General features: G+C 69.6%; 21 protein-coding genes and 1 pseudogene. 11 read left to right on the top strand and 11 right to left on the bottom strand.

Annotation, left to right across the window (positions count from 1 at the left end):
* Positions 1–10 precede the first annotated feature (10 nt).
* Positions 11–1,651: a CYTH and CHAD domain-containing protein gene (locus tag F7Q99_RS30450; RefSeq protein ID WP_195911314.1), complete on the bottom strand. Its 1,641-nt coding sequence runs from the start codon at positions 1,649–1,651 to the stop codon at positions 11–13.
* 395 nt (positions 1,652–2,046) lie between these two features.
* Between F7Q99_RS30450 and F7Q99_RS30445 the strand changes: the two genes are divergently transcribed.
* Together F7Q99_RS30445 and F7Q99_RS41835 are read left to right on the top strand one after the other, a co-directional pair.
* Positions 2,047–3,222, top strand: a complete 1,176-nt coding sequence (locus F7Q99_RS30445) for an SGNH/GDSL hydrolase family protein (protein ID WP_153467197.1) — start codon at positions 2,047–2,049, stop codon at positions 3,220–3,222.
* A 143-nt stretch (positions 3,223–3,365) separates the two neighbouring features.
* Entirely contained in the window at positions 3,366–3,491 is a 126-nt protein-coding gene (locus tag F7Q99_RS41835) for a transposase domain-containing protein (protein ID WP_326847343.1), read from the top strand.
* A gap of 1,054 nt (positions 3,492–4,545) precedes the next feature.
* Here F7Q99_RS41835 and F7Q99_RS30435 read toward each other — a convergent pair.
* Positions 4,546–4,911, bottom strand: coding sequence for a hypothetical protein (locus tag F7Q99_RS30435; protein ID WP_153467196.1), 366 nt, complete (start codon positions 4,909–4,911; stop codon positions 4,546–4,548).
* Between the two features lie 909 nt (positions 4,912–5,820).
* On the opposite strand from F7Q99_RS30435, the gene F7Q99_RS30430 reads away from it, so the two are divergent.
* Positions 5,821–6,111 (top strand): helix-turn-helix domain-containing protein, encoded by a 291-nt coding sequence (locus F7Q99_RS30430; protein ID WP_153467628.1) that lies wholly within the window; start codon positions 5,821–5,823, stop codon positions 6,109–6,111.
* Between the two features lie 153 nt (positions 6,112–6,264).
* Here F7Q99_RS30430 and F7Q99_RS42790 read toward each other — a convergent pair whose 3' ends face one another.
* Positions 6,265–6,399: a hypothetical protein gene (locus F7Q99_RS42790; protein WP_268267663.1), complete on the bottom strand. Its 135-nt coding sequence runs from the start codon at positions 6,397–6,399 to the stop codon at positions 6,265–6,267.
* 310 nt (positions 6,400–6,709) lie between these two features.
* Entirely contained in the window at positions 6,710–6,913 is a 204-nt protein-coding gene (locus F7Q99_RS30425; protein ID WP_153467195.1) for a hypothetical protein, read from the bottom strand.
* Positions 6,914–7,198: 285 nt separating this feature from the next.
* Here F7Q99_RS30425 and F7Q99_RS30420 point away from each other — a divergent pair, with 285 nt between their 5' ends.
* The 4 genes from F7Q99_RS30420 (at position 7,199) to F7Q99_RS30405 (ending at position 10,080) form a co-directional block, all read left to right on the top strand.
* The gene (locus F7Q99_RS30420) at positions 7,199–7,528 is read left to right on the top strand and encodes a PadR family transcriptional regulator (RefSeq protein ID WP_153467194.1); all 330 of its coding nucleotides are present in this window, start codon (positions 7,199–7,201) and stop codon (positions 7,526–7,528) included.
* 2 nt (positions 7,529–7,530) lie between these two features.
* On the top strand, positions 7,531–7,920 hold the full coding sequence (locus F7Q99_RS30415) for a DUF1048 domain-containing protein (RefSeq protein ID WP_153467193.1): 390 nt from the start codon (positions 7,531–7,533) through the stop codon (positions 7,918–7,920).
* Between the two features lie 332 nt (positions 7,921–8,252).
* On the top strand, positions 8,253–9,488 hold the full coding sequence (locus F7Q99_RS30410; protein ID WP_153467625.1) for a serine hydrolase domain-containing protein: 1,236 nt from the start codon (positions 8,253–8,255) through the stop codon (positions 9,486–9,488).
* 340 nt (positions 9,489–9,828) lie between these two features.
* The gene (locus F7Q99_RS30405; RefSeq protein WP_230211002.1) at positions 9,829–10,080 is read left to right on the top strand and encodes a hypothetical protein; all 252 of its coding nucleotides are present in this window, start codon (positions 9,829–9,831) and stop codon (positions 10,078–10,080) included.
* Positions 10,081–10,131: 51 nt separating this feature from the next.
* Here the strand turns inward: F7Q99_RS30405 and F7Q99_RS30400 are convergent, their stop codons facing one another.
* Positions 10,132–10,881: a MerR family transcriptional regulator gene (locus F7Q99_RS30400; RefSeq protein WP_153467192.1), complete on the bottom strand. Its 750-nt coding sequence runs from the start codon at positions 10,879–10,881 to the stop codon at positions 10,132–10,134.
* 47 nt (positions 10,882–10,928) lie between these two features.
* The gene (locus F7Q99_RS30395) at positions 10,929–12,353 is read right to left on the bottom strand and encodes a serine hydrolase domain-containing protein (protein WP_230211001.1); all 1,425 of its coding nucleotides are present in this window, start codon (positions 12,351–12,353) and stop codon (positions 10,929–10,931) included.
* A 373-nt stretch (positions 12,354–12,726) separates the two neighbouring features.
* Between F7Q99_RS30395 and F7Q99_RS30390 the strand changes: the two genes are divergently transcribed.
* Complete coding sequence (locus F7Q99_RS30390) at positions 12,727–13,050, top strand: hypothetical protein (RefSeq protein WP_153467189.1); 324 nt, start codon at positions 12,727–12,729, stop codon at positions 13,048–13,050.
* A gap of 440 nt (positions 13,051–13,490) precedes the next feature.
* Here F7Q99_RS30390 and F7Q99_RS30385 read toward each other — a convergent pair whose 3' ends face one another.
* A complete protein-coding gene (locus tag F7Q99_RS30385) occupies positions 13,491–14,135 on the bottom strand; it encodes an NADPH-dependent F420 reductase (RefSeq protein ID WP_153467187.1) in 645 nt (214 codons plus the stop codon).
* 48 nt (positions 14,136–14,183) lie between these two features.
* Complete coding sequence (locus F7Q99_RS30380; protein ID WP_153467186.1) at positions 14,184–14,996, bottom strand: inositol monophosphatase family protein; 813 nt, start codon at positions 14,994–14,996, stop codon at positions 14,184–14,186.
* 210 nt (positions 14,997–15,206) lie between these two features.
* On the opposite strand from F7Q99_RS30380, the gene F7Q99_RS30375 reads away from it, so the two are divergent.
* From F7Q99_RS30375 to F7Q99_RS30365, 3 genes are all read left to right on the top strand, one after another.
* Entirely contained in the window at positions 15,207–16,229 is a 1,023-nt protein-coding gene (locus F7Q99_RS30375; protein WP_153467185.1) for an IS110 family transposase, read from the top strand.
* A 123-nt stretch (positions 16,230–16,352) separates the two neighbouring features.
* Entirely contained in the window at positions 16,353–17,297 is a 945-nt protein-coding gene (locus F7Q99_RS30370; protein ID WP_153467184.1) for a LysR family transcriptional regulator, read from the top strand.
* A gap of 334 nt (positions 17,298–17,631) precedes the next feature.
* Positions 17,632–18,216, top strand: coding sequence for an SMI1/KNR4 family protein (locus tag F7Q99_RS30365; protein WP_153467183.1), 585 nt, complete (start codon positions 17,632–17,634; stop codon positions 18,214–18,216).
* Between the two features lie 53 nt (positions 18,217–18,269).
* On the opposite strand, the gene F7Q99_RS30360 is transcribed toward F7Q99_RS30365, so the two are convergent.
* The 3 genes and pseudogenes from F7Q99_RS30360 to F7Q99_RS30350 form a co-directional block, all read right to left on the bottom strand.
* Positions 18,270–18,668: a hypothetical protein gene (locus tag F7Q99_RS30360; protein ID WP_326847342.1), complete on the bottom strand. Its 399-nt coding sequence runs from the start codon at positions 18,666–18,668 to the stop codon at positions 18,270–18,272.
* On the bottom strand, positions 18,665–19,519 hold the full coding sequence (locus F7Q99_RS30355) for an IS5 family transposase (protein WP_153463757.1): 855 nt from the start codon (positions 19,517–19,519) through the stop codon (positions 18,665–18,667). Before F7Q99_RS30355 ends, F7Q99_RS30360 begins: the two co-directional genes overlap by 4 nt.
* Before the next feature lie 140 nt (positions 19,520–19,659).
* Positions 19,660–20,009, bottom strand: a pseudogene (locus F7Q99_RS30350) (IS5/IS1182 family transposase); the annotation flags it as partial.
* Positions 20,010–20,290 lie beyond the last annotated feature (281 nt).

The following is a 20,290-nucleotide window of genomic DNA, read 5'->3' as shown; positions in this document are numbered from 1 at the left end:
GGTGTGGTGATCAGGGCAGCCGGGTGAGTTTGCGGCGACCGGCCCGGCGGCGCAGCTTCGGCAAGCGCTTCTGTGCGGCTTCGGCGGTGTGTCGCTGGCGTTCGTAGAGGACGCCGAAGGCGAAGGCGTGCCGCTCGCTGCTGCCGGTGTGCTGGCTTTCGAGGGCGATCAGTTCCTGCCGGGTCACCACGCTGTCCTGGTGGGCACCCAGCACCTTGTGCAGCTTCTTCATCCGGGCGCCGAACTTCGCTGCTCGTTTCGCCGTGCGACGCGGGATGTGCGATTGGGCGTGGTCGGCGGTGTAGCGGGCGCGCTTGGCGGCCTTGCGGGCGCGGTGCAGCGCCTGGTCGCGCTGCGGGCCCGGCTCGGTACCCAGGGCGCGGTCGAGGCGTTTCAGGGTTCGGCGCTGCTCGCGCCGCAGGATCTCGGACAGGTACGTGCGTGCCTGCCGGTTGGCGCGGCCGTTTAGTGGCGGGTCGGCGGCGAAGGCGTCGAGGCCGTCCAGGAGGGCGAAGTAGCGGGCGTTGTCGAGTTCGGTGACCGCCCGCTGCCAGGCCTGCCGGTAGCCCTGGGCGTAGCGTTCGGTGAGCTGGCCGCGCAGAGCGCCTTGGCGCAGCTGGGCGGGGACGGCGTCCAGCTGGTCCACGAGTTCCTCGCCGAGTACTTCCTGGTCACGGGCCCGGCCCAGCAGCCTTCCGAGCCAGCGCAGTTCCGCGGCCAGGGGCTCGACGTGGTCGCGCTCGAAGAGTCGTCGGTGGGCCTTGAGCAGGCTCCGCAGTCGGCGTGCGGTGACCCGCATCTGGTGCACGGAGTCCGCCTGGCCGCGGCGTACGGCAGGATCGAGGGCGAGGAACGCATCGAGCTGGGCCCGGAAGCCGTCCATGACGAGAGCGCCGGCCGACCCCGCCGCCGGAGTGGACGCCGGCCCGGCCGAGCGGGCCTCGGCCATACGGGGCTCGCCGAGTGCCCGGGAAAGCTTCGAAGGCCAGGTCGATCGCACCAGGCCCGCGTCGGCGAACACGGCCTCGATCCGGTCCAAGAGGGCTGGCGTGCCGTGCTCCAGCTCGACCTCGAACTCGGTCCACCCGCAGACCTCCGTACCGGTCCCGCCCGCCCGGCCGGCTTCACTCGCGGGCCGGTCTCCTGGCGCGTCGTCTTCGGCGAGAGCCGCCTGATCGCCCGAGGGAGCGACGGGGACACGTTCGGCGTCGAGGATCTGGGCTACGACCCGGTCCTCGGTGATCTCCGCGAGCGTGTCTCCCCGATCGTCGCGCAGCAGCAGCCGGGCGCGGCGGGTGTGCAGACGTGCCACCGGGGCGAGGCTGGTGCCGCGGGTGGAGGCCACGACGAGTCCCGCGAGTTCGGCCGGGACCTCGTTGGGGCCGCCGGCCGCCAGCGGCAGCCGGATTTCCTGGCGCACGTCGCCTCCGCGCGGCAGTTTCAGGTGCCAGCCGGCGTCGCTGCCGCCAGCGCGCCGGCGCAAGGTGATGTGGCGACGCAGCAGGCGCAGGTCTTGTGTGTCGTAGTAGACGGCGTCGAGGTCCTGGGGCTCGGCGCTCTGCGCGGCCGCGACACCGGGCACCCGGTCGAGCCGCTCGGGAAGTGTGGTCCCGTCGTACTTCCGCTCCGTCTCCGCATGCTGTGTGCCCATGCCGTGCGCGTGCCCGCGCCAGCCGCGGCCAAGCGTGGGCCGGGAAAACACTGGAGCTAGGGATCCGGTCGAAGCGCTGCGGCGGACCGCCTTCCTTCCGGAGTGACACGGTGCCTTCCCGTACCGGGTGCGGGCCATCCCCACGGCGGCTGACGCCGTCCGCGACCTGCCGCCGGGCCCGCCGCGGCATGGCCCAGCCGGAGGCGCAGACCGGGCCGGCCGCACGGGCCGGCACCGGCATCGCCCATCTGGCCGGCGCCCTCGGCCCCCTCCGTACGCCGCTGCCTGAGCCGCCTTCCAGCTGTACCGCTCGCGGCCAGATGGTGCGTCGGCTCGGGGCGAGGCAGAGGGGGAAGCTGCTGCGCGTCGGGCCGTGCGCCTGAGACGCTGTGATCATGCACGATCACGCACTGTTCACCACGCCCGTTGAGCCGTTCTTACGCGGGGCGCTGGATGTGGAGCACACGGAGCACGGCGTGCTGCCGCGGCGTCTGCCCGGCTGGGTGCGCCGGCAGTTCCCGGACGATTTCCTGGCCATGATGGCGGCTCAGCCGTCCGGGGTGCGGCTGTCCTTCCGCACCCGGGCCCGCACCGTCGAGCTGGCGGTGCAGCGCACCAGGACAAGCTTCGCGGGCTTCCCGCCGTGCCCCGAGGGCCACTATGACCTGGTGGTCGACGGCCGCCTTGCCGGGCGGGCCGCGGCGAGCGGCGGCCACCTGCGGGTGGTCGACCCGGTGACCGGGGCCAGTGATCTGCAGGCCGGGCCGCCCGGCACCGTCCGGTTCGCCGACCTGCCCGCCGGCGTCAAGGACGTCGAGCTCTGGCTGCCGTACCAGGAGGTCACCGAGCTCATCGCGCTGCGCACCGACGCCCCCGTCGAGGCCGCGCCGCAGCGGGGCCGGCGGGTGTGGGTGCACCACGGCAGCTCGATCAGCCACGGTTCCGACGCCGACGGCCCGACCGGCATCTGGCCGGTGCTGGCCGCCACGGCGGGCAGGGTGGATCTCGTCAACCTCGCCTTCGGCGGCAACGCGCTGCTCGATCCCTTCCTGGCCCGGGTGATCCGGGACATCCCGGCGGACCTGATCAGCGTGAAACTCGGCATCAACCTGGTCAACACCGATCTGATGCGGCTGCGCGCCTTCACCCCAGCGGTGCACGGCTTCCTCGACACCATCCGGGACGGGCACCCCGAGGTGCCGTTGCTGGTGGTTTCCTCGGTGTTGTGCCCGATCCACGAGGACACACCGGGCCCGTTGGTGACGGACTTCGGCGACGGGCGGCCCCGGTTCCGGGCCGGCGGCGATCCGGCCGAGGTCGTCGTCGGACGCCTGACCCTGGGCGTCATCCGTACGGAGCTGGCCCGGATTACGGAGCGGCGGTCCGCCTGCGACCCCAACCTGCACTACCTGGACGGCCGGGAACTGTACGGTCCGGCCGACTACGCCGAGTTCCCGCTGCCCGACGAGGTGCACCCGGACCAGTCCGGTCACCGGCGCATCGGCGAACGCTTCGCCACCCTGGCCTTCGGCCCGGGCGGCCCGTTCGCCCCGCCCGGTGACCGACGGTAGTAGTACAGCTCGTATGCACCCCTTCTCGCGGACGACGAAGTCCGCAAGGTCACCCATCCGGCCAGGACCCCGGCCACTTGCCGTCCCGGCGCGGTCGTGGGGCTCGGCCCGCGCGGCCTCTCCCGCCCGAGCTGGTCGATGAGGTGGCCGCCGGGTGTGGCCGGGTCGAGCAGCGGTATCGGCTGCTGCCGGCTCGGCTCGTCGTGTACTTCGTGCTGCGATGTGCCTGTTCTTCGGGACGGGCTATGAGAAGGTCGCACGGCTGCTGACGCAGCGCCTGGAACGTGAGGGTCGTTGGGAACGGCCTGGCAGGTGTCGACGACCGCGGCGATCGGGCGGGCGCGTCTGCGGCCGGGCCCGGAGCCGTTGCGGATCCTGTTCGTCTCCCTGGCGGCTGTTCTCAGATGTGGATGATCTGCAGGTTGGCGATGCCCTTGTAGTCCTCGACGAAGCCGCCGACGTAGATGGTGTGGCCGTCGGGGCCGACGACCATGCCGTTCACGTAGGCCTCGTCCAGTTCCCCGGCTGACCCAGCAACTCGGCGCCGGGACGGTGACGGCTCCACCAACCTCGTCGGGACACCGCGGCCTCTTTCGCTCACTGATCTCACCCGCTGATCAAGACCACAGGGCCCCGGCGCAAGACCGCCGGGACCCCGGACGGGCCTCGGCGCATCCGCCGACGAACGGCGGGCCCGGCAATACACATTTCACCGGCAGGGAGACCCCCGTCCCCGGCCTGCTCACTCAGGTTGCTCAGGGAAACACCAACCAAGGGGTGTCCTGTCAGGCACCTGCCAACATGGGGTATCCATGCATCGCGCTCCCCACAGACGCAAGACCATCAGCGGCAAGTCGCGCACCGCCCTCGCGTTCGCCGCAGCCGCAGTGATCGACGCCGTCGGCAAGCTCGTCCAGGGGTAAAACCCCGGGTCAGGCGCGGGCGCCAACCCCGCCGCCCTCGAGACATTCCGCCGCCCTGGGAAGGGAATCAACCTCCCTTCCCAGGGCGGTGGAGGGCGGGTTTGCGTCCTGGCGACAGCTCCTCGCCCGCCCTCTCGCCCGCACCTGGCCCGCCACCTGCGCCATGCTGGCCGCCTGCCCCGCGGCTACGACCCGCTGTTCGGCCGTGCCGACCTGGCCGCTGCGACCTGAGCACCTCCGGGGTGCAGGCACTTGGCGCCCGCACCTCGGGTGAGTGTTGCGGATGCGCATTCCGGTTGGCATGCCGTGGGCCCGCAGGGCGGCCGGTGGGCGTGGTCCGCCGCGGTCTGGCGGCGGGCGGGCCGGTTGTGGCCCGGGCAGCCGGTCCGGCGGGGCGGGTCTACTGGTCGGAGTAGCTGAGGTCTCCCACGGTCCAGCTGCTGATGTCGGCGATGGCGATGCGGTACATGCCGCCGGTGTGGGGAAGGCCGTAGCTGCCCTGCAGGATACGGGCGACGTGCAGGTGCAGGTGGGTCGGCCGCCCGGCGCGCGCTGTTCCTTCGCTCTCGGCGAACAGCGCGGCGAACGGCTTCAGATGGTCGGAGGCCGCGAGGACCTCAGCCACCCGCTCGTGCCACAGGCTCTGCGGCGCCAGCCGGCCGGTGATGACCGCGCCCGGGACGACTACGGTCAGGGGCATTTGGTTGCTGTGCTCGGACTCCACCATCGCGGCGATGTCGACGAGCAGCCCATCAGGATTCGACATGTCACCGGAGGATAGCGCCCAGCTGCGGGGCGCAGACTACCTCTCCTTCGGACACTGCAAAATCTGTTCTGGCCGGAGTAGACATTGGCTGGTGCTGTGGTTAGTGTTTCTCTCGTAGGCGCAGTCAAGCAGTACCCGCCAGACACGAACTGGCGGGAAGCGTGACAGAAGTTCGCAGGTCGGCCCGGCTGTGGGGCCCTGAAGCCAGAGCAGGTGCAGGACGGCGACAGGACCGGCGGCCGGGCCGGGCGGCCCGTAGTGATCAGGGGCCGCCACCCAAGCGGTACCGCAGCAAGTGCGGTAGCAGCACCAGCAGTGAAGTTGAGTCGAGAAGTACCGGCAGTCGCGGTACGCGGTATCCCAGTAAAGGCGTCAGGACTGCGGCGCGCGTGCTGGGAGTCCGGGCAGTGGAGTTCCAGACCGAGTAGGTGAGCAGGACGGCGACGGGGCTGGCTGTCGGACAAGGCGGCCCTTCAGGGCCGCCGCAGCAGGACAAGCAGCGGCAGTTCAGCAGTACCTGGCAGTTCGCAGTATCTGAAGTTCGCAGGACAACCCGTTAGTACCGAGGATGAACGGAGGGACCAAGCGCCATCAGGATCGCCCGGCCCGTGAGGTCTTCACCCGGGCGGACACCGCAGACCCCCTTTTGAGTACGAGGACGGTGGTTTCCGGTCACGCATACGCGATCCCCGCACTACCCCCACCCTGGGGCGGCGCGGAACAAGGAACCCGGCTCAGGCCGGTAGATGGTGTTGTTTCCCCTTCGGGGCCCCGGAGCCGACCTGGCGCCGGGGCCCCTCGACGCGTTCCTCAGGAACCAAGAGAGGTGCAGTGACTACGACGACCAACAGGCCCCACACCCCCGACACCGTCAGCTTGTTCGACGACGACGATTACCCCGCCTACACGATGGGCCGCGCCGCCGAGATGACGGGTACCACACCCGGCTTCCTGCGCTCCCTCGGCGACCAGGGCCTCATCACTCCCCTGCGCTCCGACGGCGGCCACCGTCGCTACTCCCGTTACCAGCTGCGCATGGCGATGCGCGCCCGCGACCTCGTCGACCAGGGCACCGCCATCGACGCCGCCTGCCGCATCATCATTCTCGAAGACCAACTCGAAGAGGCCCTGCGCATCAACGAACAACTGCGCCGCTCACAGCCTGGCCAGGAACCCGCTGCCGACACCTGGCCCGACTAATCCGTCCGGCCGACGACCGGTCCGCGGTGGGCGACGGGCGCTCCGACGGCGGCGAGTGCCGCCTGCTGCTCATCGGCGGGCTTGTCCCTGCGGGCCTTCGTGTTGTTGAGGCAGGTCCCCTGCGCCAGCTCGCCCTCCCGGAGGGGCCAGGGTTCAGCCTTCGAAGTCGGACCAGACGATTCCGACGCCCGTCCCGTTCTGGTCGCGGCCGATCAGGATGCTGTTCGAGTTGGTGTCGGTGGCGGGGAAGACGAACGTGTTGGCGCCGTTCGACGGGTTGACCACCACGTCCAGCAGCGGGGTCCCGGGAGCCGGCGGCCAGCTGGGCCGCGAACTGCGCCGCGACGCGCCCCATGGCGTCCGCGTGCCCGGGCTCGCCGGCGGTCAGGTTGAGGGCGCCGGCGATGCCCCAGCCGGATCATGGAGCGTCTGGCCGCGGAGCACGACTTCGAGCTGGCCCGGCTCACCACGGTCTGGGACTACGTGTCCAAGCGGCGCCGCTGGATCCGCCGCGGAGGCCCTGGAAGGCCGCCGGCATCTGGACGGGATGGTGCCGCCGGGTCACGGAGTGCCGAGGGCGGCTTTCCGCGAAGAGGGTTCAGCGGTGGCGCCGTGCCGGGAGGAATGCGGTGAGTGCCGCACAGGCGGTCGAGCCGAACAGCATGCCGATCCATGGAACCCCGCTACCGGGGCGGTGCGTGACCAGCGCGTAGACGAGGTAGCCGACCGTGCTGCCGAGGAAGAAGAAGGCGAAGGCGCGCAGCGCGAAGCGCCACTTGGGGCGGGCTGTTCCTGAGGTCACGATGGGGATTATGTACCCGAGGCGCCGGGGACGGACGGGCGGTGCCCGCTTCGGTTCCCGGTGATGCCAGGGGGTCGGCCTGTCGCAGCCCGACCGGAAACCCGGAGCCGGTCGAGATCCACGAGCAGTGCGGCCCTCTCGGGGGTCCCGCCGACGAGGCTGCTGAACTGGGCGCTTGCGGTGCCGGCTTGCGACTTCACTACTCGCTCTTGCTAAGTACCGGTAGTCGGCGTTACTGTGTACCGGTACTCAATACCGCTGACTAGCGCAGGGAGGAGGTGTTCCATGGCCAAGCTGCTGACGGAGATGCTCAAGGGCACGTTGGAGGGCATCATCCTCGCGTCCCTGTCCGGCCGGCCCGCCTACGGCTACGAGATCAGGGCACGGCTGCGGGAACAGGGTTTCTCCGACATCGCCGAAGGGACCATCTACGCGCTGCTCCTCAGGATGGAGAAGCGCGGTCTCGTCGACGTGGAGAAGGTTCCCTCCGAGAAGGGGCCGCCACGCAAGGTGCACTCCCTCAACGCTCGGGGACGTGAGTACCTCGAAGAGTTCTGGAGGACCTGGAGCTTCCTCACGGAACGACTTGAACAGCTCCGCGAAGGGGGCAAGTAACCATGTCCGATGTCGAGAAGAGCGGCTTCATCTCGAAGGTGATCGGGCCCAAGAAGCGCTGGAGGGAGTACAAGGCGCGCGTCAAGGAACTTCCCGAGAACTACCGCATGGCGGTCGAAGCGATCGAGCGGCACCTGATGCACTTCGTACCGACCGACGGCGACAGCAATGCGGCAATGTTCGAAGACCTCGCCGACCTGTTCGAGCAGGCCGCGGCGCACGGAACACCGATCCGCGAGATCGTCGGGCAGGACCCGGTGGAGTTCTCTGAGGTGTTCGCCCAGAACTACTCGGACGGTGGCTACGTCCCCGCGCGCGCTCGGAGGCGGCTGACCGACGACATCGAGCGCGCCACCGGCCAAGACGCCGGGAAGGACCGCAAGACCGCCTGACGGCAGGCGCAGCACATCGCACCCAGGGGGCTGGGTGCCACTTTCTCGACTCTCTGCACGGTCTGCATGACGCCGACACGGGGGGCATGCCGACTGGCCTTTTTTCCTCGCCGTGTGTCAGCGGCGACGTCGCGACAGCAAACGGCCGTCTTCGGCGCGCTTAACGCTCATGGATGTCATGAACGGATCAATGCGGCCTCGGGGTCGTCAAACCCGGCCGCACCGGGCCACGCCGGACTCACCCCACCAGGCCGGGGGACGCGACTGCAGATCGAGCACCGCATGTATCGAGCACCGCACGTATCAAACGCTTGCACGTGAGGAGATTCATGATGGGACAAGGCAAAAACGGCTTCTCCGAAGCTGGACTTCGCCGACTGCGCGAGGCACTGGCACGGAATGTCGATTCCGGGAAGATTCCCGGGCTGGTCGCCCTGGTCAGCCGGGGCGGACAGACGCACGTCGAAGCGCTCGGGACGATGCGCCACGACGGCGGCGCTCCGATGCGCCGGGACACCATCTTCCGGATGGCCTCGACGACCAAGCCTGTCGCGGTCGCGGCGGCGATGGTCCTGCTGGACGAGTGCCGGATGCGGCTGGACGACCCGGTCGACCGGTGGCTGCCCGAACTCGCCGACCGAAAGGTGCTCAGGCAGCCCGACGGCCCGTTGGACGACACCGTGCCGGCCCGGCGGCCGATCACCGTACGGGACCTGCTCACCGCCACGTTCGGGCTCGGGCTGGACATGACGGCACGGACCGCCCCGATGATGAGCGCGTTCTTCGAGCGGGGGGTTTACGGCCAGGACGGATGGCTGTTGCCGGCGGTGGAGCCGGATGAGTGGATACGCCGCCTGGGCACGCTTCCGCTGATGTACCAGCCCGGAGAGCGGTGGCTGTACAACGTCAGCGACGATGTGCTCGGGGTGCTCGTCGCCCGGGTCGCCGGCCAGTCCTTCGAGTCGTTCCTGCGCGAGCGCATCTTCGATCCGCTGGGGATGAAGGACACCGGCTTCTTCGTTCCCGCCGACAAGATCCACCGGCTGCCGCCCCTGTACGCCCCCGATCCGCAGACCGGAGAGTTCACCGTGGAGGACCCGGCCGAAGGCGGGCACCACAGCAAGCCCCCGGCGTTCCCCTCGGGCGGCGGCGGACTGGACTCCACCGTCGACGACTACCACGCCTACTTCCGGATGCTGCTGAACGGTGGGATGCACGAGGGCGAGCGGATCCTGTCCCGGGCCGCCGTCGAGCTGATGACCACCAACCGCCTCCCGGCCGAGCAGTTGGCCGTCCGGGAAGCCTGGGCCCGCAACGCCGTCCATCTGTCCTACGGCCAGGGGCAGCACGGCGGTTGGGGCTTCGGGATGGCGGTTCGCACGTACCGCGGGGACTACGCGCCCATCGGCCAGTTCGGCTGGGACGGCGGAAGCGGCACCACGACCTACGCCGACCCGCACAACCAGCTCGTCGGCATCCTGCTCACCCAGGTCGGCATGTCCACCCCGGATTCGGCACGGGCCATCACCGACTTCTGGACCACGCTCTACCAGGCAATCGACGACTGACCTGCCCGACGACCGGCTTGGGACAGTCGCGGACGGCGCCTTCGAGGGGGCTCGGCGCCGCCGAGCGCGGGTCTGTAAAAGGAACTGGACAGGCCCTCCGATGGCTGCTGATGACAGGGTTTGGTGACAGCTGGGGTCGAATGCGACCACCAGAACAAGGAGCGGCATGGCCAACCTGGTAGATCGAGGACCCGGTCGTCTTCGAGGAGGACGCCGGCATCGCCCTGCGAATCCACGATGGCGCGTTCTCCGCGATGGACCTCACCGCCCGCCACCCGCGCACCGGCGAACTGCTGTCCACGGTGAAGTTCATGGTGCAGACCGGCTGGTCACCCTCGATATGCGGGGCAAGGTCGCTGACTTCCTCCGCACGGCCGAGCTGGAGCCCGCCGAGCGCACCGCGCTCGACCACGGCGTAACTGTACGGCGCGGCCAGGGCTACACCCTGCGCGTCAGTGCCACGCCCGCAGTCCATCGCCAGCTTCTCGCCCGCTGCCAGCCCCTCGATGGCCCCCGGGACACCTCGGTCATCGCGGCCCAGCGCAAGGCCTGCCGCGAGTACGAGAACCGCGTCAGCGCCCTTGTTGAGTGACCACCGTAGGGGGTCCCGGCAGGAACGGAACGAGGCCCGGTGTTACGGGTGTTATTGCTGTGGTCGTCTGGGCTTGGTCGAACTCGCCCTCATGAGTTGGGCGAGGCGGTCCCAGGCCGGGGATGAGGCCCCGGCCTGGGTCTGCGCGGTCAGCTCGGCGATCCTCGGGTTGCCGACGGGCTCGGCCTCGGACGGACTGTGGTGGTTGGCGAGCCACGTCAGGATGCGCTCTGCGAGCGCGGGCAGGCGGGGATCGTCCCGCGACCAGTCGTAGGCAGCGTCGGTCTCAAGGTAGAGGGCACGGAACTCAGGCTCGGTGATCAGCTTGAGCTTCTCGGCGAACCACTGGTCGGCGTTCTCGCGTGAGGCGGCGTGCAGGAGGATCCAGCCGTCCCGTTCCAGGCTCACCTGGCGCTCGCTGACGCCGAGCTCGCGCAACTCGTCGAGATAGTCGACGACCTCCGGGGAGACGAACAGCCGGTCGCCGCTGCGCAGCTGGGCGAGGTTCGCACGCGCCTGGCGCAGTTGTGCGATGCGGTCCTGGATGTCGTGGTCGATCTCGGCGATGGCCGCGGTGAGCGTGTCGGGGTCCGCGTCCAGGAGGTCCTTGACGCGGGCCAGCGGCACGCCCGCGTTGGCCAGCGTCCTGATCTTGACCAGGGTGAGGGCGTGCTGGGCGTCGTAGCGCCGGTAGCCGGACGAGTCGCGGTCGGGCTCGGTGAGCAGGCCGCGCTCGTGGTAGTGGCGGATCGTCTTGGCGGTCACCCCGGCGTAATCGGCGAGTTGGCCTATCGTGAGCATGCTGGAGATCCTCCCACCTGGGGGCGAGCAGGGTCGGAGCGGGCAGGTCAGACCCGGCGGGTCAGCCGGCCGCCGCCGTTGCGGAAGCGCGCCTGGCCGGCGCGGACGTCGTGGTAGGACACCAGCAGCAGGCGCAGGTACCCATCGAAGGCCTCCAGCGGGTACCCGGCCGGCGCGAACAGGCCGGGCCTGATCGGCACGAGGCGCTGCGGCGGGGCGCAGACCCTCCCACCAGCGAACCGCGTGAAGATCCGCTCTTGTGAGGCGTCCGCCGGCTCGTACGTCACCCGCTCCTCGAGCTGGCCGTCGACGACGCTGACGTCGACGCGGAGTTGGTTGGAGCGGTACGTGCCCACGTACGGGGTGAGGTCGACGTCCTCCTCCAGCTCGGTGATCAGTGCGGGGAGCTGGACACCGAGGTGCTCGCTGAGCAGCCATCGCAGGATCTGGTCCTGCAGCATGATCGCGCCCGGGTTGTTGCCGAACGCGGTGAACACCAGGTCGTGCTCGGGAAGGACGCACAGGATGGACACCCCGCCCGGCGAGGCACCCGACATGGCCAGGACGGTCGTGTCGCCGAACGGGTACAGCACCCAGCCCAGGCCGATCGGCGGGGTGTTCGGGGTGGCCATGTCGAACGCCACCTGCTGCATCAGCGCGGTCGACTCGGGCGACAGGACGCGCGTGCCGGACGGGGACACTCCGCCGGCGAGGTGGGTGCGCCCGAAGGCGAGCAGGTCGGCGACGGTGCCGATCGGCGTGCCGCCGGCCGGCCCCCAGGTATCGGGCAGCATGAACATGCTGGTGGGCCTGGCCGCCATGGTCTGCGGGTCCAGGAAGTGGCCGACCGCCGTGCTGCGCAGGATGGCCTCCTCGGCCGATGTGCCGGAGTCGGTCATGCCGACCGGCGTGTAGACCTCGCGCTTGAGCAACTCGGGGAAGGGCAGTCCGGTCACTGCCTCCAGCAGGCGGCCCGCCACGATCATGCCGCCGTTGGAGTAGCTGAGCTGCTCGCCGGGCTCGAACAGGGCGCCGCAACTGCCTGCAAGGCCCTTGACGTAGGTCTTCAGGGCGTCACGGCCCTTGGCGTCGGGGAAGAACAGGTCCGCGTCGATGCCGTTGGTGTGCGAGACCAGATGCCGGACCAGGATCTTGTCCGCCGCGCCCGGCGCGGTCAGGGTCAATTCGGGCAGGTACCTCACGGCCGGCGCGTCGAGGTCCAGGACCCCGCGCTCGACCTGCTGGAGGACCAGCGTGGTGGTCAGGACCTTGGTGACGGAGCCGAAGAGGAATCCGGTGTCCTCGAGCATCGGCGCGCCGGTGGCCGCGTTCGCGGCACCGTGGGCGACGACGACCTGCTCGCCGGCGTGGTAGACGCCGGCGACGAACCCGGGGATGTTGTTGGACTCGCAATAGGCGGCGGCCCGCTCGCGGATCTGGGCTTCGACGGTGCTCAGTGCGTTGTTGGTCATGCGGACCATCGTCGAACCCTGCCCCTAGGGCAAGGTCAAGTCCGGAACGCGGAAAGCATGCGAGCGCTCCTGATCGCCTGGCGACGGACCGGCTGCCGTGCCGCCTGACGTGGCACCGAACGCGGAGCGGCGCCGGGCCGGCCAACCCATGCTGGGGGCGGGCCGGGGTCTCGGGCAAGCAGGGGGCTTCCGGCCAGGCCGCCGGGCGTCGTGGTTTTCGCGGTCGAATCCATGCGCCTCCCCCGCACGCCGTAGTCCTGGTGTGCTGGAGGACGGTGGGCATCGCGGTGCTCCTCTCGAAGGTGGTGGACGGCGTGCTGGCGCCCAAGGCGCCGGGGTGGCTGGCTACGGGCAGACCAGGTCGTGCAGCTGCTTGGCCAGGGCCGGCGTCGGGAGGACGAACGCTCCGGGGTGCGCCGAGCGCTATGACCCCGACCACGACACCGCCCTCCAGGACGCGCTGCGCGCCGAACGCCACCGCCGCCTCGCCGGCACCGCCGCCCAGCCCCTCTACACCGCCCTCCGCCCCGATTCCGGGGACGTCGTGCGGGTCACCCACCGGGAGCACGGCGACTTCAAGCTGCCGGCGGTGATCGGCATGCCGGGCGCCTGGCGCGACCCGGACTTCGAGACCAAGGCGGCCGACGTCATCGCCACCTGGCGTGCGGCGACGGCGACGTCCGAGCCCGCGGCGTAGTCGGGCATATGTGGCCCCTGGAAACCGTCCTTTGGACGAGGGGCCGCTGCTCAGGACCGCGTCGCGCGCCGTACCCGTTGTGCCAGCCGGCCTTCTCGCCCGTGCCGGGTTCGGGCGCCTGGAGGCCTTCTCCACCGAGATCGAGCACGCGATCCCGCACGGCCGCTCGCTGTTCACCGACCTGGTGCTGCGCGATCCCAGCGCGAAGGTGCCAGTGCTCCTGGTCGAGGTCGACCGCGCGAACGAAGGCGTCGGTGGCTCTGTACACGGGAATGGGAGTCGTTTGTCGACGACTTCGAAAGTCGCCTCGCGCAGGGCAGGCATGATCAATGTCAATGAGTTCGGGCGTCACTTGCAGCTCAGCGGGCGTTGTCCGTGCCAGCGCCCAGTGCCTCGCGCGAGCTCGCTAATGGTTTTGGTCCGAACCCGGTCTTGATGGGTCAGCGGGCGAGGGAGACGGCGAAGGGCTTGAAGCCGTGTCGGCGCAGGATGTGGGGAACCACGAGGATCATGGCCTCGGTGGCGCGGGCTGTGGTGATGCCGCCGAGGTCCTCGATCCATGCGGGCTGCCAGCCCAGGTCGCCGAGCAGGCCGGTGACGGTCTTCTTCGCATTCTGGTCATCGCCCGAGAGATAGGCGGTCGGTGGGGTGGCCAGGGTTTCGGGGGCGGTCATGACCATGAACAGCATGGTGTTGAGGGTCTTGACCACATGGGTGTCGGGGAGGGCGGCCTGGAGTTGCTCGGCGAGGCTGCTGCCGGGATAGCACAGGTCGCCGGGCAGGCCGTCATCGGCGTCGCGGGTGGCGTTGGAGACATCGACGAGGAGTCTTCCGCAGAGCTCGGCGCGCAGGCCGGCCAGGCGGTCCAGGGAGGTGTCGCCGGGCGTCGCGTTGATCACGACGTCCGCGGTGCGGGCGGTGGTGCGCTGGTCGGCGAAGGCGATCTGCGGGGCGATGCCGGCGGCAAGGGCTGCGATCTCTTCCGGGTTCCGGACACCGAGGGTGACACGGTGTCCGGCTGCGGAGAGCTTGCCGGCGAGGTTGGCGCCGACGCGGCCGGCGCCCAGGATGCCGATGCTGGTCATGAGGTGATGCTCCTTTTCGGTGTGAGGTGGGTAGACGGAGGTGTCCGGTCAGGCGATCGGCGACAGGACCTTGAGGGCGGCGGTGTGGATGCCGGGGGCGGCGGCCAGGAAGTCACGGCTGCCCGTGTTCCAGGGCTCGCCCGCCAGGTCGGTGACGGTGCCTCCGGCCTCGGAAACCAGCAGCGCACCGGCGACCAGACCGGAGCGGACGTCGGAGAACTGCCAGAAGGCGTCCGTGCGCCCGGCCGCGACGTGGATGAGCTGCAGCGTGGCGGGCACGGACACACGCACGACCAAGCCGTTGATGAGCATGGCGGTGACCGAGTCACCGATCCGCCGGAAAGTGCGCTCGTCCTCGCCGGGCCTGGCTTGGCCGGTGCCGACGAGCGCGGCGCCCAGATCGGTCTTGGCGGACACCTTCAGGGACCGGTCGTTGAGGCGGGCACCGCCGCCGGTGACAGCGGTGTAGGTGTCGCCGGTCAGTGGCAGGTGGACGACGGTGAGCACCGGCTGGTTGTCGCGGACCAGGGTGGCGGTCACGGCCCAGTCCTCCATGCCGTGAACGTGGTTGATGTTGCCCTCGGCGGGGTCGACGACCCACCACTCCCCTGACGGGAGCGCACCGCCGGCCAGCTCGTCCTCGGCCCACTGCGATCCCCGCCGGGCCCGCAGCAGCGGCTCCCGCAGCACGTCCAGCACCGCGTCGTCGTTGGCGTGGATCTCAGCGACGACCTCGTCCAGACTCACGCCCCGGGCGTGCGGGGTGTGGCGGTCGCGCAGGGTGAGGCTTGCGGTCTTCACCGCGGCGGTCACCTCGGACAGGAGCGTCGTGCCGGCGGCGAAAGGCATGGCTGTGCTCATGGTGGGCTCCGTAAGTTGTTAGGCGGCCCGGGAGGGCCGGATGTGGCTGATGGTGGCTTGCCTCTGGTGGCTCCCAAGGAGTGGCCGTCCGGCTCTCCGGGGCGCCCTGACCGCTGATTGAGATCTGCGTCCTGGTCGCTGTTTACGGAGCTGACGGCGGGGTGTTCCTCGGGCCAAGGAGAGTGCTGGTTTCGGCGTGGGGAGCGTGGGATGACAGAGCGGCGGGCTCGGATCTGGGTGGGGATCGACGCGGGCAAGGGCCACCACTGGGCGGCGGCGGTCGACGAGTCGGGGTTCCAGGTCTGGTCGAAGAAGATTGACAACGACGAGGCCGCGATCCTGGAAGCGGTCGCCGAAGCGCTGGCCATGGCGGGTGCGGTGGACTGGGCGATCGACCTGTCCGGCACCGCGTCCGCGCTGCTGCTGGCCCTGCTCGCGTCGCACGGGCAGAAGCCGGTCTACGTTCCCGGCCGCACCGTCAACCGGATGTCCGGCGCCTACCGAGGCGAGGCGAAGACGGATGCCCGCGACGCGTTCGTGATCGCGGAGACCTCGCGCCTGCGCAGGGACTTCGCGGCCGTGGACGTCCCCGCCCAGCTGGTGGCCGATCTGGCGCTGCTGGTCGCGCACCGCACTGACCTGGTCGCCGACCGGGTCCGCATGGTCAACCGGCTCCGTGACGTGCTGACCGGGATCTTCCCGGCCCTGGAGCGGGCCTTCGACTGGTCCGGCAGCAAGGGCGCGCTGACCCTGCTGACCTACCGGCAGACCCCGGCCGGGATACGCCGGGTGGGCCGCGCCCGTCTGGAGTCTTGGCTGCGCAAGCGTGGTGTCCGCTCGGCCGACAAGGTCGCCGCCACCGCGCTGGAGGCGGCCGGGGCCCAGCACACTGTCGTCGCTGCGGGCGACCTGTCGGCCTACGCGGATGCCGGCCGGCTGGCCTCCGCGGCCGGCCTGGTTCCGGTGCCCCGCGACTCGGGCCGACGCACCGGCAACCTGCACCGGCCCAAGCGTTACAGCCGTCGCCTGCGCAGGGTGTTTTACATGTCCGCGCAGACCAGCATGATCAAGGACGGCCCGAACCGGGGCTTCTACCTCAAGAAGCGTGCCGAGGGCTGCGGCCACGTCCAGGCTCTCATCGCCCTTGCCCGGCGCCGGGTGAACGTCCTGTGGGCGCTGTTGCGCGACGGACGGGAGTTCACCCCCGCACAGCCGGTCGCGCAGGCGGCTTGACTCGGTCATTGAAACTCCCTGGGTTCGATGGGTGCGGGCGGCTTGTCCCGCACCCGCACTTCGAAGGTAGGCCCCCCGATTGTTAACAACAAGTGCATGCTATTCACTTGTAGAATTACTGCCATGCAACTGGATCTGAACCTGCTCACGGCCCTGGACGCACTACTGGAAGAGGGCAGCGTCGCCGGCGCCGCAGCACGCCTCCACATCACCGCACCGGCGATGAGCCGCTCCCTGGGCCGCATCCGCAAAGCCACCGGCGACCAGATCCTGGTCCGCACCGGCCGCAGCATGGTCCCCACCACCCGCGCACTGGCCATGCGCGCCCAGGTCCACGCCCTCGTACAGCAGGCCCACCACCTTCTCTCCGCGCAGCAAGAACTCGACCTGGCAGCTCTGGACCGGGTGTTCACCGTGCGCTGGCACGACGTCCTGACCGCCGTCTGCGGCACCGCCCTGATCACCGCCGTCCACCGGCAGGCCCCCGGCGTCCGGCTGCGCCTGCCCGCCGAACCCGGCACGGACGACGCCGAGCTGCGCCGGGGCGAGGTCGACCTCGAATCGAGCTCCAGCGCCCCGACGCTCCCCGACATCCGTCACCGCCTCGTCGGCAGGGACCGGCTGGTCGTCGCCGTCCGACCAGGCCACCCTCTCACCGAAGGCCCGCTGAGCATCGAGCGTTACGCAGCCGCCGAACACCTCACCGTTTCGCGACGCGGAAGCCTGCGCGACCCGATCGACGACGCCCTGACCACCCGCGGCTTGGAGCGACGCGTCGTCGCCGCCGGGCCCACCGCCGCCTTCGCACTGCAACTCGCCCGCGACACCGACCTGGTCGTCACCCTCCCCGGCGCGGTCACCCGCGCAGCCCGGGAACAACTCGGCCTCGCCACACTGCCGACGCCACTCCCGCTGCCCGAGGTCCCGCTGTACCTGCTGTGGCACCAGCGCTACGACGACGACCGCGCCCATACCTGGCTGCGAGACCTGGCCACCGAAACCGTTCAGGCACTATTTGCACCACCGACCGCCTCTCAACAGCCCCTCACCAACCAGACCGGGCAGTGACGGATACGCCGGGGGGCAGGCCTGCGGCAGCTGACTCCCGCTCTCGTGAGCGTGCGACTCCCAATCCCACGTCGAAACGACGTCGTAAATCTCGTGAGCAGAACCACCGAGCGGACCGCCGCGGCCTTCGTTCCGTGAGAGGTGCCGAGCCGGGCAGCCCACCCCGTCAACTCCGCGCGTGCGGCCATCGCATCGGTCACTCCCCTTTCGGCACCTCGACGATCAGCACGGTGCCGCGGCTGCCGGTCCGCACGGCGTGCCTCGCACCCGCCGACTGGTGGGAAAGCGACCGGCACCGCGAACTGCCCCAGACGTTGAGAGGAGAAGAGCCGTAGTGGACTACGTGGAGGAAGTGGGCACCATCATCGGGCCGCCGAGCGGGCCCGGTGTTCCGGCGGAGTGCTGGCGTGAGCTCGAAGCCGAGCTGAGGGTGGAACTGCCCAGCGATTTCAAGGCCCTGGCCGAGCGATACGCACCGATGCAGATCGGTCGGTCGATCTGGCTGCAGAGCCCCGCCACGACCGCTCACAACCTGGCCGTGTACATGCGTGAGACCGTCGCCGCCTACCAGGATTGCGGCTTCTCGGACGAGAACTTTCCTGAATTCCCCGTCGCTCCGGGGTTCGGGGCGCCGGACGGCCTGATCCCCATCACGCCGACGACGCACGGGGAATCGGTCTTCCTGGCTCGTAGCGACACCGCGTACGGCTGGTGCGTCGTGGTCTTCGTGGGGGACTACGACGAGTTCTACCGCTACGACCTGACGTTCTCCGAGTGGTTCTACCGCTACCTGCGTGGGGACGACATGGCCGGGCCGGGCGGCGGTCAGGACTTCTCGAACCCGATCGCCCTGAGGGACTTCCATGTGCCACCGGGCACGGCTCCGGTGGAGCGGTTCGGTCCGGTGAGAGGCTCGTAGACAACCTGGCGCCCGGTGCTGGTTCGGACTTCCTGAGGAGATTTAAGTGGACGTTAAGTCCGTTTCTGGTAGCGGCCTCGTCCGGGTTGGGTGAGGAAGCCTTGGCGGGTGAGGCGTCCGAGGCGGCTGCGGGTGATGTTGACGGACGCCTCGTCGGTGGGTATGCCGAGGAGTTCGTGCAGCTCGCGTGCCCGGAATGCCTGGTCGGGGTGCTGGTTGAAGGCATTCACGATGGCCTGGTAGGTGGTGTTCGTCTCGGGTGGTTCGGATTCGGCTCCTGCCGGCGTGACCTCCGCGATGATCTTTCGGGTGGTGGCCAGGTCCGTGAGCCGCGCTTCGGTCTCGGTCAGGTCGGCGGCGAGCTCTTCGATCCGGACCCGTAGTTCTGCGGCCCGGGCGGTGGCCTCGTCCTGCCGGGTCTGGAGGTCTGCCAGGAGTTCGGCGACGTTCACGCGGCCAGTCCAAGGGTGTCGCGCCAGGCCGGGGCTGGTGTGGTGAGGCGGCGGGTCATGTTCGCGGTGGAGGCCCAGTAGACGCGTGAGGCGGAGGTGTCGGGCCGGTGGTCGTACTCGCGGGCGAGGCGCCGATGCAGCATCAAGGTGCCGTTCGTCTGCTCCACCACCCACCGTTTCGGCTGCGGGACGAAGCCCTTGCCCTGGTCGGCCGGGTTGCGGCGGACGACTTCGACGTCGATGTCCAGCAGTGCACCGTGGATGACGACCTCGTCCTTGAAGCCCTGGTCCACCAGGGCCTTCTCCAGACGCATCCCGCACCGTTCGGCGGCCTGGTCGAGCAGGGCGGTGCCGGCGGCGTTGTCGTGGGCGGAGGCGGCCAGGACGACGACACCGATGATCAGCCCCATGACGTCGACGGCCAGTCCCCGCTTGCGGCCCGACACCTTCTTGTTCGCGTCCAGTCCCGTGGTGCTCTTCGGAACACCGGCGGCCGCGCGGACGGACTGGGTGTCGATGATCACGAGGGACGGGTCCTCTAATCGGCGGGCCCTCTCCCGGATTTGGCAACGCAGGAGTTCCTGGATCCGCTGGTCGAGCCCATCCTGGCGCCACAGGCCGAAGTAGTAGAACACCGCCGACCAGGACGGCAGGTCATGGGGCAGGTAGCGCCACTGACAGCCCGTCCGGTTCTGGTAGAAGACCGCGTTCACGATCTCCCGCAGATCACAGGACCCCGGATCCCCGGTCGCCGATCGCGCCACCCGGTCCTGCTTCCAGGCCGTGATCATCGGCTCGATCAACGCCCATTGCTCGTCCGATAAGTCGCTCGGATACGCCCGTCTGTCCATGCGCCGCAGAACATCACCCGAACCACGACTGGCACGCCAGTACGGCCAACGTTCACACGAACGAGCGATCACGAGCCGAGAGAAAAGGGACTTAACGTCCACTAAGAAGCCGCGCCCTCAAAGGGGGCCACTGACCAGATGCCCTGCTTGCCCTGGTCGACCTGCGAGCGTCCGGCCACTTCACCGCCGCCCGGAGCCTTGGTGATGGCACCGTCGATGGCGATCTGGTCGAGAACGAGGCCGACGATGCGGTCGTAAGCGTCCAGCGCGATCTGCTTGAGCCGGGTGAACAACCCGAGCCTTATCCACTCGTCGCGGTGATTGCGGATCGTGCTGGCCGAGCAGGTGGAGTCCGCGATCGCCTCATACGAGCAGCCGAACCGCAGGACTTGCAGCAACTTGTCGAAGACGATCCGGTCGCGACCCGGCGCCAGTGGCAGCCCAGCGGGTGGGTCGGATCGAACGTGGGCCGCTGCCCCGCGTTCGACATAATTCGTCTCTCCTGGAGGCGTGAAGTGCCCGCTGACCTGCAGACTCTCCGCTTGCAGCCCGAATCGCCCGTTTCTCTAGGCATAGAGAAACGGGCAGGTCAGCGGCCTGGCCGATCGAGCCGATGGGCCAACAATGAGCCGAAGAACGGTAGAGACAAACCTCTCTGAAATGGGGCAAGTTGGCAACCTCGGGGCGAGGTCCGTGATCGACGCTCTATCGTCGATCACGCGGTGGCTTCGAGACGGCCTTCGGCCGGGCCCCCTCGGAGACCACACCGGA

It is taken from the genome of Streptomyces kaniharaensis, from assembly GCF_009569385.1.
Lineage (GTDB): Bacteria > Actinomycetota > Actinomycetes > Streptomycetales > Streptomycetaceae > Kitasatospora > Kitasatospora kaniharaensis.
This window is presented reverse-complemented; position numbering and strand designations above follow the sequence as displayed.

What these genes read in the sequence shown, in the direction of transcription:
- F7Q99_RS30415 (WP_153467193.1), top strand. Translation starts at nt 7,531, where the DNA reads ATGTCCGATGTCGAGAAGAGCGGCTTCATCTCGAAGGTGATCGGGCCC.
- F7Q99_RS30395 (WP_230211001.1), bottom strand. Translation starts at nt 12,353, where the DNA reads ATGACCAACAACGCACTGAGCACCGTCGAAGCCCAGATCCGCGAGCGG.
- F7Q99_RS30400 (WP_153467192.1), bottom strand. Translation starts at nt 10,881, where the DNA reads ATGCTCACGATAGGCCAACTCGCCGATTACGCCGGGGTGACCGCCAAG.
- F7Q99_RS30355 (WP_153463757.1), bottom strand. Translation starts at nt 19,519, where the DNA reads ATGGACAGACGGGCGTATCCGAGCGACTTATCGGACGAGCAATGGGCG.
- F7Q99_RS30450 (WP_195911314.1), bottom strand. Translation starts at nt 1,651, where the DNA reads ATGGGCACACAGCATGCGGAGACGGAGCGGAAGTACGACGGGACCACA.
- F7Q99_RS30370 (WP_153467184.1), top strand. Translation starts at nt 16,353, where the DNA reads ATGCAACTGGATCTGAACCTGCTCACGGCCCTGGACGCACTACTGGAA.
- F7Q99_RS30445 (WP_153467197.1), top strand. Translation starts at nt 2,047, where the DNA reads ATGCACGATCACGCACTGTTCACCACGCCCGTTGAGCCGTTCTTACGC.
- F7Q99_RS30420 (WP_153467194.1), top strand. Translation starts at nt 7,199, where the DNA reads ATGGCCAAGCTGCTGACGGAGATGCTCAAGGGCACGTTGGAGGGCATC.
- F7Q99_RS30410 (WP_153467625.1), top strand. Translation starts at nt 8,253, where the DNA reads ATGGGACAAGGCAAAAACGGCTTCTCCGAAGCTGGACTTCGCCGACTG.
- F7Q99_RS30435 (WP_153467196.1), bottom strand. Translation starts at nt 4,911, where the DNA reads ATGTCGAATCCTGATGGGCTGCTCGTCGACATCGCCGCGATGGTGGAG.
- F7Q99_RS30380 (WP_153467186.1), bottom strand. Translation starts at nt 14,996, where the DNA reads ATGAGCACAGCCATGCCTTTCGCCGCCGGCACGACGCTCCTGTCCGAG.
- F7Q99_RS30430 (WP_153467628.1), top strand. Translation starts at nt 5,821, where the DNA reads ATGGGCCGCGCCGCCGAGATGACGGGTACCACACCCGGCTTCCTGCGC.
- F7Q99_RS30375 (WP_153467185.1), top strand. Translation starts at nt 15,207, where the DNA reads ATGACAGAGCGGCGGGCTCGGATCTGGGTGGGGATCGACGCGGGCAAG.
- F7Q99_RS30385 (WP_153467187.1), bottom strand. Translation starts at nt 14,135, where the DNA reads ATGACCAGCATCGGCATCCTGGGCGCCGGCCGCGTCGGCGCCAACCTC.
- F7Q99_RS30405 (WP_230211002.1), top strand. Translation starts at nt 9,829, where the DNA reads ATGCGGGGCAAGGTCGCTGACTTCCTCCGCACGGCCGAGCTGGAGCCC.